General features: G+C 73.1%; 15 protein-coding genes. 14 read left to right on the top strand and 1 reads right to left on the bottom strand.

Annotation, left to right across the window (positions count from 1 at the left end; all coding sequences use genetic code 11):
* Nucleotides 1-2: 2 nt before the first annotated feature.
* The 12 genes from ACFYWQ_RS10160 to ACFYWQ_RS10105 all read left to right on the top strand — a co-directional run bounded on the left by ACFYWQ_RS10160 (nucleotide 3) and on the right by ACFYWQ_RS10105 (nucleotide 8,469).
* A complete protein-coding gene (locus ACFYWQ_RS10160; protein ID WP_389514670.1) occupies nucleotides 3-1,850 on the top strand; it encodes a transketolase in 1,848 nt (615 codons plus the stop codon).
* Nucleotides 1,847-2,785 (top strand): non-homologous end-joining DNA ligase, encoded by a 939-nt coding sequence (gene ligD / locus ACFYWQ_RS10155; RefSeq protein WP_389514668.1) that lies wholly within the window; start codon nucleotides 1,847-1,849, stop codon nucleotides 2,783-2,785. The genes ACFYWQ_RS10160 and ligD overlap by 4 nt, the downstream gene beginning before the upstream one ends.
* 104 nt (nucleotides 2,786-2,889) lie before the next feature.
* The gene (locus ACFYWQ_RS10150; protein WP_389514666.1) at nucleotides 2,890-3,348 is read left to right on the top strand and encodes a gas vesicle protein; all 459 of its coding nucleotides are present in this window, start codon (nucleotides 2,890-2,892) and stop codon (nucleotides 3,346-3,348) included.
* A gap of 58 nt (nucleotides 3,349-3,406) precedes the next feature.
* Entirely contained in the window at nucleotides 3,407-3,829 is a 423-nt protein-coding gene (locus tag ACFYWQ_RS10145; RefSeq protein WP_389514664.1) for a gas vesicle structural protein GvpA, read from the top strand.
* Complete coding sequence (locus ACFYWQ_RS10140) at nucleotides 3,826-4,581, top strand: GvpL/GvpF family gas vesicle protein (RefSeq protein ID WP_389514661.1); 756 nt, start codon at nucleotides 3,826-3,828, stop codon at nucleotides 4,579-4,581. The genes ACFYWQ_RS10145 and ACFYWQ_RS10140 overlap by 4 nt, the downstream gene beginning before the upstream one ends.
* Nucleotides 4,582-4,617: 36 nt before the next feature.
* Complete coding sequence (locus ACFYWQ_RS10135) at nucleotides 4,618-4,878, top strand: gas vesicle protein GvpG (protein WP_389514659.1); 261 nt, start codon at nucleotides 4,618-4,620, stop codon at nucleotides 4,876-4,878.
* Nucleotides 4,875-5,579, top strand: a complete 705-nt coding sequence (locus tag ACFYWQ_RS10130; protein ID WP_389514657.1) for a DNA primase — start codon at nucleotides 4,875-4,877, stop codon at nucleotides 5,577-5,579. Before ACFYWQ_RS10135 ends, ACFYWQ_RS10130 begins: the two co-directional genes overlap by 4 nt.
* On the top strand, nucleotides 5,576-6,745 hold the full coding sequence (locus ACFYWQ_RS10125) for an SRPBCC family protein (RefSeq protein ID WP_389514656.1): 1,170 nt from the start codon (nucleotides 5,576-5,578) through the stop codon (nucleotides 6,743-6,745). Before ACFYWQ_RS10130 ends, ACFYWQ_RS10125 begins: the two co-directional genes overlap by 4 nt.
* Nucleotides 6,742-7,083: a gas vesicle protein gene (locus tag ACFYWQ_RS10120; protein ID WP_389514655.1), complete on the top strand. Its 342-nt coding sequence runs from the start codon at nucleotides 6,742-6,744 to the stop codon at nucleotides 7,081-7,083. The genes ACFYWQ_RS10125 and ACFYWQ_RS10120 overlap by 4 nt, the downstream gene beginning before the upstream one ends.
* Nucleotides 7,080-7,916, top strand: coding sequence for a GvpL/GvpF family gas vesicle protein (locus ACFYWQ_RS10115; protein ID WP_389514653.1), 837 nt, complete (start codon nucleotides 7,080-7,082; stop codon nucleotides 7,914-7,916). The genes ACFYWQ_RS10120 and ACFYWQ_RS10115 overlap by 4 nt, the downstream gene beginning before the upstream one ends.
* Entirely contained in the window at nucleotides 7,913-8,101 is a 189-nt protein-coding gene (locus tag ACFYWQ_RS10110) for a gas vesicle protein (protein ID WP_389514651.1), read from the top strand. Before ACFYWQ_RS10115 ends, ACFYWQ_RS10110 begins: the two co-directional genes overlap by 4 nt.
* The gene (locus ACFYWQ_RS10105) at nucleotides 8,098-8,469 is read left to right on the top strand and encodes a gas vesicle protein K (protein ID WP_389514650.1); all 372 of its coding nucleotides are present in this window, start codon (nucleotides 8,098-8,100) and stop codon (nucleotides 8,467-8,469) included. Before ACFYWQ_RS10110 ends, ACFYWQ_RS10105 begins: the two co-directional genes overlap by 4 nt.
* Before the next feature lie 65 nt (nucleotides 8,470-8,534).
* On the opposite strand, the gene ACFYWQ_RS10100 is transcribed toward ACFYWQ_RS10105, so the two are convergent.
* Entirely contained in the window at nucleotides 8,535-9,356 is an 822-nt protein-coding gene (locus ACFYWQ_RS10100) for a class I SAM-dependent methyltransferase (protein ID WP_389514648.1), read from the bottom strand.
* Nucleotides 9,357-9,710: 354 nt separating this feature from the next.
* On the opposite strand from ACFYWQ_RS10100, the gene ACFYWQ_RS10095 reads away from it, so the two are divergent.
* Nucleotides 9,711-10,430: a histidine phosphatase family protein gene (locus ACFYWQ_RS10095; RefSeq protein WP_389514646.1), complete on the top strand. Its 720-nt coding sequence runs from the start codon at nucleotides 9,711-9,713 to the stop codon at nucleotides 10,428-10,430.
* Between the two features lie 120 nt (nucleotides 10,431-10,550).
* The gene (locus ACFYWQ_RS10090) at nucleotides 10,551-12,170 is read left to right on the top strand and encodes an ABC-F family ATP-binding cassette domain-containing protein (RefSeq protein WP_389514644.1); all 1,620 of its coding nucleotides are present in this window, start codon (nucleotides 10,551-10,553) and stop codon (nucleotides 12,168-12,170) included.
* Nucleotides 12,171-12,209: the final 39 nt, after the last annotated feature.

Genomic DNA, 12,209 nt, shown 5'->3' with positions numbered 1-12,209 from the left:
CGATGGACACCGCCGAACTCACCGCCCTCGGACAGCAGTTGCGCGTGGACAGCGTCCGCGCCTCCGCCGCCGCGGGCTCCGGGCACCCGACGTCCTCCATGTCCGCCGCCGACCTGATGGCCGTACTGCTGGCGAACCACCTCCACTACGACTTCGACCGCCCCGCCCACCCGGGCAACGACCGCTTCGTCCTGTCCAAGGGCCACGCCTCCCCGCTGCTGTACGCGGCCTACAAGGCGGCCGGCGCCCTGGGAGACGACGAGCTGCTCACCTTCCGCACGCTCGGCAGCCGGCTCGAAGGGCACCCCACGCCGCAGCGGCTGCCCTGGGTGGAGACCGCCACCGGCTCGCTCGGACAGGGTCTGCCGGTGGGCGTCGGCATCGCGCTGGCGGTGCAGCGGCTGGAGCACTCCGAGGCGCGCGTGTGGGTGCTGTGCGGGGACAGCGAACTGGCCGAGGGCTCGGTGTGGGAGGCCGCCGAGCACGCGGGCCACGAGCACCTGGACAACCTCACCGCGATCGTCGACGTCAACCGGCTCGGCCAGCGCGGCCCGACCCGGCACGGCCACGACCTCGACGCCTACGCCCGCCGCTTCCAGGCCTTCGGCTGGCACACCGTCGAGCTCGACGGCCACGACGTCGACGCCGTCGACCGCGCCTACGGCGAGGCCCGGTCCACGAAGGGCCAGCCCACCGCGATCCTCGCCCGCACCCTCAAGGGCAAGGGCGTCGAGGCCGTCGAGGACCGCGAGGGCCTGCACGGCAAGCCGCTGAAGGAACCCGAGGAGGCGATCGCCGAACTCGGCGGCCCCCGTGACCTGCGCGTCCGGGTGCACGAGCCGTCCGCGGCCCGCATGCTGCACTCCGTCTCCACGGGCCCGCTCGACCTGCCCCGCTGGGAGCGGGGCGAGGAGGTCGCCACCCGCGACGCCTACGGCCGGGCCCTGGCCGCCCTCGGCACCGCCCGCTCCGACGTCGTCGCCCTCGACGGCGAGGTGAGCGACTCCACCCGCGCCGAGTTCTTCGCCAAGGACCACCCCGAGCGGTTCTTCGAGTGCTACATCGCCGAGCAGCAGCTCGTGGCCGCCGCGGTCGGCCTCTCGACGCGCGGCTGGGTGCCGTACGCGTCCACGTTCGCGGCCTTCCTGAGCCGCGCGTACGACTTCGTGCGCATGGCATCGATCAGCGGGGCCGGGATCAACCTGGTCGGCTCGCACGCCGGGGTCTCCATCGGGCAGGACGGGCCCTCGCAGATGGGGCTGGAGGACCTGGCGATGTTCCGGGCCGTGCACGGCTCGACGGTGCTGTACCCGTGCGACGCCCACCAGACCGCCCGTCTGGTCGCCGCCATGGCCGGCCTGGACGGCATCCGCTACCTGCGCACCTCGCGCGGCGACGCCCCCGTGCTCTACGGGCCCGACGAGGAGTTCCCGGTGGGCGGCAGCAAGGTGCTGCGCTCCTCCGGACGGGACCGGCTGACACTGGTCGCCGCCGGCGTCACCGTGCACGAGGCGCTGAAGGCCGCCGACGCCCTGGCCGGGGAGGACATCCCGGTGCGCGTGATCGACCTGTACTCGGTCAAGCCCGTCGACCGGGTCACCCTGCGGCGGGCCGCGGAGGAGACCGGCTGCCTGGTGACCGTGGAGGACCACCACGCGGAGGGCGGCCTCGGCGACGCCGTCCTGGAGGCCTTCACCGACGGCCGGCCGGTGCCCCGCCTGGCGCGCCTGGCCGTACGGACGATGCCGGGCTCGGCGAGCCCGGACGAACAGCTGCACGCGGCCGGGATCGACGCCGAGTCGATCGCCGCCTCCGCCCGGCTGCTGGTGGAGACGGCGGTCGTGCCGTGACGGCGGGCGACGGCCCCGGCATCCGCAGGGTGCGCGCGGGCCGCCGCACCGTCGAGGTGCACCGGCCGGACAAGGTGCTCTTTCCCGGCGAGGGGAACGCGAGGGAGTACACCAAGGGCGACCTCGTCGCCTACTACCGGTCGGTGGCCGCGTTCATGCTGCCGCACCTGCGCGGCCGGCCCCTGATGCTGGAGCGGCACCCCGACGGCGTCGACGGCCCGCGCTTCATGCAGAAGAACACCCCCGAGCACTACCCGGAGTGGATCACCAGGGTGGAGCTGCCGAAGGAGGACGGCACCGTCCTCCACACCGTCTGCGACGACTCCGCCGGCCTCGTCCTCCTCGCCGACCAGGCCTGCGTCACCCTGCACCGCTGGCTGTCGCGGGCCGGCCACCCGCACCGCCCGGACGTGATGGTCTTCGACCTCGACCCCGGGGGCGAGGACTTCGGCGCCGTCCGCGAGGCCGCCCGGTTGACGGGCGACCTGCTCGACGAGCTCCGGCTGCCGTCGGCGCCGATGACGACCGGCTCACGCGGCCTGCACGTCGTCGTCCCCCTCGACGGCCGGCACGACTTCGACGAGGTCCGCGCCTTCGCCCGGGACGCCGCCGGCCTGCTCGCCGCCGAACACCCCGACCGGCTGACCACCGAGGCCCGCAAGAAGGACCGCGGCGGCCGCCTCTACCTCGACGTGCAGCGCAACGCGTACGCGCAGACCGCCGTCGCCCCCTACTCCGTGCGCGCCCTTCCCGGCGCGCCCGTCGCCACGCCGATCACCTGGGAGCAGCTCGACGACCCCGCCCTCGGCCCGCGCCGCTGGACCGTCGCGGACGCCGTCGAGCAGGCCCGTACGAACCCGTGGTCGGGCGTGACCGGCCGCCGCGGCCGTGCCCTGGGGCCGGCCCGGCGCCGCCTCGACGCCCTGCGTGGTTGATACACCGACCGGCGGTACGCAGCCCGTCCGCCCGGCGGCGCAGACGCATGCGTTCGTGAAGGTTTGGCCAAGGACCTACCGGCCACCCGGAGGAAGAGGTGGTCATGGCGAACACAAGACACACAGGGCATTCGCAGACTGCACGGAAGCCGAACGACTCGGAACCGAACGACCCGGAGCCGAACGACTCGGAACGGGACGAATCGGAACCGGATGACTCGGAGTCGAACGACTCGAACGACTCGAACGACAACGACTCGAACGACAAGGACGAGGAAGTGGCGGACGACCGGCCCAAGCCCATGGAGATCCTGCGCGAGGCGCGCAGCCAGCTCACGGAGCTGACCGGCATGACCGCCGAGAGCGTCTCGTCCTTCGAGCAGACGGAGGACGGCTGGTCGCTGGAGGTCGAGGTGCTGGAGCTCGCCAGGGTTCCGGACACGATGAGCCTGATGGCGAGCTACCAGGTCGACCTCGACCCGCAGGGACAGCTCACCGGCTACCGGCGGGTCCGCCGCTACGAACGCGGGCGGGCCGACGCACATCGGCCCGGCGGCCGTTAGGCCGCACGCCCGCAGCCACACCAGAACACCATCCACAAGACAAGGAGGCGCGGTCGGTATGACCGTTGTTCCGGCAACACAGTCCGGCGGCGGGGGCGGCAGCAGCGGCCTCTACGACGTGCTGGAGCTCGTCCTGGACAGGGGACTCGTCATCGACGCGTTCGTGCGGGTCTCCCTGGTGGGCATCGAGATCCTGAAGATCGACGTCCGGGTCGTCGTGGCCAGCGTCGACACCTACCTCCGCTTCGCCGAGGCGTGCAACCGCCTCGACCTGGAGGCCGGCCCGCGCAAGAGCCCGGGGCTGCCCGACGTCGTCGGCCAGATCACCGAGTCCGGCGCGCGCGGCAAGTCCAAGGGCGCACTCTCCGGTGCCGCCGAGACCATCTCCGGCGCCTTCAAGCAGGCCCGTGAGGAGAGCCAGGCCGAGCGGCCGCGTGCCCGCCGGTCCACCTCCTCCCGCAGGAAGGAGGACGAGGAGTGAGCACGTACGTCTACGGCATCACCGCGAGCTCGCAGACGACGCTCCCCGAGGGGCTGGCCGGCGTGGGCGAGCCGCCCACTCCCGTGCGCGTGCTGACCGAGGGCGGGCTGGCGGCGATCGTCAGCGACGCGCCGGAGGACCTGCGGCCCAAGCGCAGGGAACTGCTCGCCCACCAGAACGTCCTCGCCGAGGCCGGCGCGGAGGGCTGTGTGCTGCCCATGCGGTTCGGCAGCGTCGCCCCCGACGACGCGGCCGTCACCGGGGTGCTCGCCGAGCGCGCCGAACACTACGAGGAGCGCCTGCGGGCCCTCGACGGCAAGGTCGAGTACAACGTGAAGGCCACCCACATCGAGGAGGCCGTGCTGCACCAGGTCATGGCGGAGAGCCCCGAGCTGCGGGCCCTCGCCGAGGCCAACCGGCAGGCCGGCGGCGGCACGTACGAGCAGCGGCTCCAGCTCGGCGAGATGGTGGCCGCCGCGGTGAAGGCCCGTGAGGCCCAGGACGCGGCCGAGGTGCAGCAGGCCCTGGAGCCGCTGGCCGCCGCCGTCAGCGTCGGCCCGGAGTCCTCGGGCTGGCTGGCCAACGTCTCGTTCCTGGTGGCACGGGACCGGGCCGCGGAGTTCGCGAACGCGGTGGAGGACCTGCGCAAGGAGCGGCCGCACCTCGACGTGCGCCTCAACGGCCCGCTGCCGCCGTACAGCTTCGTCGAGCCCGGCCCGGCCCAGCCCGCGGGGACGACGGCCGTGGACTGACACGGAACACGCACGGAACGAGCGGAGGTGCGGGAGATGGGGCTGATCTCGGAGGTGCTGCTGTTGCCGTTCGCACCGGTGCGCGGCAGCGGATGGGTGATCGGGCAGGTGCTCCGCGAGGCGGAGCGGATCTATTACGACCCTGCCACGGTCCGGGCCGAACTCTCCCGCCTGGAGGAGCAGTTGGAGGCCGGTGAGATCACGGAGGAGGAGTTCGACCAGAGGGAGGACGAACTCCTCGACCGGCTGGAGATCGCCACGCGCCGTAGCGCGGGAACGGACGGGACGGCACGATGAACCGAGTGGGACTGGGCCTCGCGATAGGGGCCGGATACGCCCTCGGGCGTACGAAGAAGATGAAGCTGGCGCTCGCCGTCGGCTCCATGGTGGCGGGGAAGCGGCTGAACCTGACCCCGCGGGCGGTGGCCGACCTGCTGTCGCAGCAACTGCGGGACAACCCCCAGTTCAAGGAGATCGGCGACCAGCTCCGCCAGGATCTGCGGGGCGTCGGCAAGGCCGCCTCCGGCGCCATGGTCGAGCGGCAGGTCAACGCGATCGCCGACCGGCTGCACGGCCGTACCGCCCAGGTCCGCGACCAGTTGTCGGGCGTCGTCCCGGACGTGCCCGGCACGCGCGGGCGGCGGGACGACGAGGACGAGTACGACGAGGACGACACGTACGACGAGGACGAGTACGAGGAGCCCGAGGAAGAGGAACCCGAGGAAGAGGAGCCCGAGGAAGAGGGGCCGGAGGCAGAGGAGCCGGAGGACGAGGGCGGTGAGCCGCCGCGGAAGAAGGCGGCGGCGAAGAAGGTCCCCGCGCCTCAGGCCCCCGAGAAGCGGGCTCCGGAGAAGAGGGCCGCCAAGAAGGCCCCGGCCAAGAAGGCCCCTGTCAAGAAGGCGCCGGCGCTGGCCGCGAAGAAGACCGCCGCGGCCAAGAAGGCGGCGGCGAGGACGGTCTCCCGCGCCCGAGGAGCGAAGGGAGGCGGTGAGCGATGACCGAGACCCTGGGTTCCGCGAAGTCCGCCGCGGGCAAGGCGACCGGCGGCAATCCGCTCGCCGGCGTCGCGCAGAGCGAGGCCGCCGAGCGGCTGAAGGCGGAGGTGCAGGAGTACCTCGCCGCCCAGGCCCAGCGCATGCTGGTCGGCGTCGGCCGCAAGCTCGGCGAGACCACCGGCAAGCTGAACGACATCGCCGAGGGCAAGAGCCCCGGCTTCGCCAAGCTGGCCCTGGACGGCGGCCGCAAGCTGGCCGAGGGCAAGGGCCCGCTGCGCACCGCGCTGGAACTCGGCGCCTCCCGCGCCAAGGACAGCGTGACCGGCGCGCTGAAGAACCTCGGCGCCGGCGGCAAGAGCAAGCGCAAGCGCAGCGCGGGCAAGAAGCCCACCGTCATCCTGGAGCAGATCGACGTCGGCGTGCCGCTGCGCACGGCCTACGACCAGTGGACCCAGTACCAGGACTTCAGCACCTTCGCCAAGGGCGTCAAGAGCGCGAGCCGCGCCGACGACACCACCAGCGACTGGCAGGTGAAGGTCTGGTGGTCCAACCGCAGCTGGAAGGCGAAGACCACCGAGCAGGTCCCGGACGACCGGATCTCCTGGGCCTCCGAGGGCGCCAAGGGCACCACGAAGGGGGTCGTCTCCTTCCACCGGCTGGCCGACAACCTCACCCGCGTCCTGCTGGTCATCGAGTACTACCCCACGGGGTTCTTCGAGAAGACCGGCAACATCTGGCGCGCCCAGGGCCGCCGTGCCCGCCTCGACCTGAAGAACTTCGCCCGCTTCATCACCCTGAAGGGGGAGGCGGACGCGGCCTGGCGCGGTGAGATCCGCGACGGCGAGGTCGTCCGCTCCCACGAGGACGCCCTCGCGGAGGAAGAGCAGGGCGAGGAGCGCGAGGAGGAGGAACGCGGCGGCAGGGAACGCGGCGAGGAGGAGGAAGCTCCTTACGCCGAGGAGGAGACCGGCGAGGCCGAGGAGGAGACCGGCGAGGCCGAGGAGGACGAGGGCGAGGAGTACGAGGAGGAGCCCGGGTCCGAGTACGACGAGGAGCCCGAGGAGGAGTACGAGGAGCGGGAGCCCGAGGGCGACGAGCGGTACGCCGAGGACGAGGAAGAGTACGAGGACGAAGAGGCGGCGCGTGAGAAGGGCGGGAGCCGTCGATGAGCATGCCGAGCCGGATGCCGGAGCCGTACGGCCAGGGCAGCGGGGCCAACCTCGCCGACATCCTGGAACGTGTCCTGGACAAGGGCATCGTCATCGCCGGCGACATCCGGATCAACCTGCTCGACATCGAACTGCTCACGATCAAGCTCCGTCTCATCGTCGCCTCGGTCGACAAGGCCAAGGAGATGGGCATCGACTGGTGGGAGACCGACCCGGCGCTGTCCAGCCGCGCCCGCCGCGACGAACTCGCGCGTGAGAACGCCGAGTTGCGTGAGCGGCTGGCGCGGCTGGAGGAACTGGAGCCCGGTCGGACCCGTGCGCGGGAGGAGTCCCCATGACCGCACTGCGGTACGTGTACGCCGTCTGCCGCCCCTTCGGCGCGCCCCTCCAGGCCGAGCTGACGGGGGTCGGCGGCGCGCCCGCCAAGCTGGTGCACCACCACGGTCTCGTCGCGGTCGTCAGCGCCGTGCCGGAGCGTGACTTCGCCGAGGAGCCGCTGCGCGCGCACCTGGAGGACCTGGACTGGCTCTCCGCGACCGCCCGGGGCCACCAGCAGGTGATCGACGCGCTCACGGCGGTCACCACGCCGCTGCCGCTCCGGCTGGCGACCGTCTTCCGCGACGACAGCGGCGTCCGCGTGATGATCGAGGAGCGCGAGGAGGACTTCCGGCGCACCCTCGACCGGCTGGAGGGCCGGGTGGAGTGGGGGGTGAAGGTGTACGTCGAGACCGGGAGCGACGCCCGGGAGGACACGGCGGCCCCGGCTCCGGCGAAGCCCGCCTCGGGCCGGGACTACCTGATGCAGCGCCGCCGGCGCGCCAGGGCGGACGACGACGCCTGGCAGCGGGCCGAGCGGTTCGCCGCCCGGCTGCACTCGCTGCTCTCCGAGCGGGCCGACGCCGCCCGTCTCCACCCGCCGCAGAACCCGGCCCTGTCCCGGGCCTCCGGCAAGAACGTACTGAACGCCGCCTACCTGGTTCCGCGCGGGCAGTCGGAGGAGTTCGTGGAGATCGTGGACCGTACGAAGGGCGAGGAATCCGGCATGCGGGTGGAGCTCACCGGACCGTGGGCGGCCTATTCCTTCGTGGACCCCGACGTCGCGGAAGGCGGCGGGAGCGGCGGGGAGAGCGGGACGGCCACCGACCGGGACACCGAGGAGGAGCGGTCATGACCGTCGTGGAACGGCGTGAGATCGCGCTCGTCGACCTGCTCGACCGGCTGCTGGCCGGCGGGGTCGTCATCACGGGCGACATCACCCTGCGCATCGCGGACGTGGACCTGGTCCGGATCGACCTGAACGCCCTCATCAGTTCCGTGAACAGGAACGTCGCGTCGCCCTGGGAGGAGTCGGCGTGACCGCTCCCGACACGCCCGACGCACCGAAGTCCCCGGGCACGCCCGACGGGCCCGGCAGGGGCGCGCCCGACGGGGCCGCTCCGGCGCGCCCGCGGCGCAACCGGCTCGACCTCGAACCCGACACCGTCGAGCGCGACCTGGTCAAACTCGTCCTCACCGTCGTCGAGCTGCTGCGCCAGCTGATGGAACGGCAGGCGCTGCGCCGCTTCGACGAGGGCGATCTGAGCGAGGAGCAGGAGGAACGCATCGGGCTCACCCTGATGCTGCTGGACGACCGCATGGCCGAGCTGCGTGACCGCTACGGCCTGCGGCCCGAGGACCTCAACCTGGACCTCGGGCCGCTCGGACCGCTGCTTCCCCGGGAGTGACACGGCCTCCCCGGGAGTGACACGGCCTCCCCGGGAGTGACAGGCCCCCGGGTCTCATCCGCGGATCAGACGTCTTTCCGGCACAGCACCTCTCCGTGCAGGACGGCGAACCAGCCGTCCTCCCGCTCTCCCCAGGCCCGCCAGGCCTCCGCCACCGCCCGCAGCCGCTCCTCGGTGGCGTGGCCGCCGCTGACGGCGCGCTCGGCGTAGGCGGAGGCGACGGTCCGGTCGGCCCACAGCCCGCTCCACCACGCCCGCTCCTCGGGGGTGCTGAACGTCCAGGTGCCCGAGGTGGCCGTGACGTCGGTGAAGCCGGCCGCCAGCGCCCAGGACTTCAGGCGCCGGCCGGCGTCCGGCTCACCGCCGTTGGCGCGGGCCACCCGCTGGTACAGCTCCTGCCAGTCGTCCAGGCCGGGCGAGGCGGGGTACCAGGTCATGGCCGCGTAGTCGGAGTCCCGTACGGCGACGAACCCGCCGGGCCGGGTGACGCGCCGCATCTCGCGCAGCGCCTGCACCGGGTCGCCGACGTGCTGGAGGACCTGGTGGGCGTGGACCACGCAGAACGTGTCGTCGGGGTAGTCCAGGGCGTGGACGTCGGCGACCGCGAAGTCGGTGTTGGTCAGGCCGCGCTCCGCGGCGGTGGCCCGCGCCCGGTCCAGGATGTCCGGGGCGTGGTCGACGCCGGTGACGCGCCCGTCGGGGACCAGGGCCGCCAGGTCGGCGGTGATGGTGCCCGGACCGCAGCCGACGTCCAGGATCTTCATGTGGGGTTTCAGCGAGCCGAGCAGGTAGGCCGCGGAGTTGGCGGCGGTTCGCCAGGTGTGCGAGCGGAGCACCGACTCGTGGTGCCCGTGGGTGTAGACGGCGGTCTCCCGTGCTTTCGGCATGGCTGTGCCCCTTCTCGACGGACCGGTCCCCGGGCTCCGGGGAGTCCGGGGGCGACACCGTCACCGTACGCGCCCAACCGAATGATGAGACAGCTTGTCCTGCAATATGGACTGATGGTGCCTCAGGTAAGCCTGACGGAACGTCAATTACGGTTGCTAGTAGGTTGGTTAAGCGTCAGCGTCTCGGGCGGCTCGGCGAGCGGCCGGTCGCCTGCGCGTGCTGGCCGGGGGCCGGATCCTGGGCCTGGGGCGGTCGGGCCGACGTCGGGGTGTCAGGGCGCGCGGGTACCCTGGGGTGGCCGTTTCCCGCCCGGCGACGCGGGGCGGCGCGCCGACGACCCGGAGGCCGACCGCATGCGCCTGATCCTCGTCCGCCACGGCGAGACGCCCTCCAACGTGGACCACCTGCTGGACACCGCCGTCCCCGGGCCGGGACTGACCGCGCTCGGCGAGCGGCAGGCCGCCGCGCTGCCCGAGGTCCTCGCAGGGGAGGACATCGAGGCCCTCTACGCCTCCACCCTCGTGCGCACCCAGCTCACGGCCGCCCCGCTGGCCGCCGCCCGCGGCCTCGACGTACGCGTGCGCGACGGGCTGCGGGAGATCTCCGCGGGCGACCTGGAGATGCTGCCGGGCGACCTCGGACACGGCGAGCTCTACCTGCGCACCGCCCTGGCCTGGGCCGCCGGGAACACCGGGCTGCACATGCCGGGCGGGGAGAGCGGCGCCGAGTTCCTCGCCCGCTACGACGCCGTCGTCGCCGAGGCCGCCGACAGCGGCGCCGCCTGCGTCGCCCTGGTCGGCCACGGCGCCGCCATCCGTACCTGGACGGCCGCCCGCGCCCACAACGTCGACATCCCCTTCGCCGCCGCCCGCCGGCTGGCCAATACCGGCGTGGTCGTCCTGGAAGGCTCCCCGGCCGACGGCTGGAAGGCCCTGACCTGGGCGGGCGCGACCGTCGCCCCCGAGGGCGAGCCCGGACCGACGGGCGAGCCGGTGGGCGACGGCGGACCGACGGGCGAGCCGGTGGGCGACGGCGGGCCGACGGGCGAGCCGGTGGGCTGGACGGGCGGATAAGCCTCTGCCTTCCCCCCCCCTCGCGCCGGCCGACGGCCTCCCCGTGCCGGCCGGTACGGGCGCGGTCCGCGGCCCTATGCGTTTGCCGTCGCCCGCGGGCGGCCCGCAGAATGCCTCTTCATGGGACATCTGGAAGCCGCGCACCTCGAGTACCACCTCCCCGACGGGAGGACGCTGCTCGGCGATGTGTCCTTCCGGGTGGGAGAGGGCGCCGTCGTGGCCCTCGTCGGGCCCAACGGCGCCGGCAAGACCACCCTGCTGCGGCTGGTCTCCGGCGAGCTGAAGCCGCACGGCGGTACCGTCACCGTCAGCGGCGGGCTCGGCGTGATGCGCCAGTTCGTCGGCTCCGTACGGGACGAGACGACCGTACGGGACCTGCTGGTGTCGGTCGCGCCGCCCCGCATCCGCGAGGCCGCACACGCCGTCGACCGGGCCGAGCACGCCCTCATGACCGTCGACGACGAGGCCGCGCAGCTCGCGTACGCGCAGGCCCTCGCCGACTGGGCCGAGGCCCGCGGATACGAGGCGGAGACGCTGTGGGACGTGTGCACCACGGCCGCGCTCGGCGTGCCGTACGAGAAGGCGCAGTGGCGGCAGGTGCGCACCCTGTCCGGCGGTGAGCAGAAGCGGCTGGTGCTGGAGGCGCTGCTGCGTGGCACCGACGAGGTGCTGCTGCTCGACGAGCCCGACAACTACCTCGACGTGCCGGGCAAGCGCTGGCTGGAGGAGCGGCTGAAGGAGACCCGCAAGACGGTCCTCTTCGTCTCCCACGACCGCGAACTCCTCTCCCGCGCCGCCGAGAAGATCGTCTCCGTCGAGCCGGGGCCCGCCGGCGCCGACGCCTGGGTGCACGGCGGCGGCTTCGCCACCTACCACGAGGCGCGCCGCGAACGCTTCGCCCGCTTCGAGGAACTGCGCCGGCGCTGGGACGAGAAGCACGCCCAGCTGAAGAAGCTCGTCCTGAACCTCCGTCAGGCCGCCGCCGTCAGCCACGAGATGGCCTCCCGCTACCAGGCCGCCCAGACCCGGCTGCGCAAGTTCGAGGAGGCGGGCCCGCCGCCCGAGCCGCCCCGCGAACAGGACATCACCATGCGCCTCAAGGGCGGCCGCACCGGCGTCCGGGCCGTCACCTGCCGGGGACTCGAACTGACCGGCCTGATGCACCCCTTCGACCTGGAGGTCTTCTACGGCGAACGCGTCGCCGTCCTCGGCTCCAACGGCTCCGGGAAGTCGCACTTCCTGCGCCTGCTGGCCGGGGAGGAGGTGGCGCACACCGGGGAGTGGAAGCTCGGCGCGCGGGTCGTCCCCGGGCACTTCGCCCAGACCCACGCCCACCCCGAACTCCAGGGTCGCACCCTCCTCGACATCCTGTGGCAGGAGCACTCCCAGGACCGGGGCGCGGCCATGTCCCGGCTGCGCCGCTACGAGCTCACCCAGCAGGCCGAGCAGTCCTTCGACCGGCTCTCCGGCGGCCAGCAGGCACGCTTCCAGATCCTCCTGCTGGAGCTGCGGGGCGCCACCGCCCTGCTGCTCGACGAGCCGACCGACAACCTCGACCTGGAGTCCGCCGAAGCCCTCCAGGAGGGCCTGGAAGCCTTCGACGGCACGGTCCTCGCCGTCACCCACGACCGCTGGTTCGCCCGCTCCTTCGACCGCTACCTGGTCTTCGGCAGCGACGGCCGGGTCCGGGAGACCCCGGAGCCGGTGTGGGACGAGCGGCGCGTGGAGCGGGCCCGCTGACCCCACGCCGCACGGGGCGGCGGTGCCACTGCCCCACGG

It is taken from the genome of Streptomyces sp. NPDC003247, assembly GCF_042888135.1.
Classification (GTDB): Bacteria; Actinomycetota; Actinomycetes; order Streptomycetales; family Streptomycetaceae; genus Streptomyces.
Note: the sequence above shows the minus strand (reverse complement) of the source record. Positions and strands in the feature narration are given on the sequence as shown.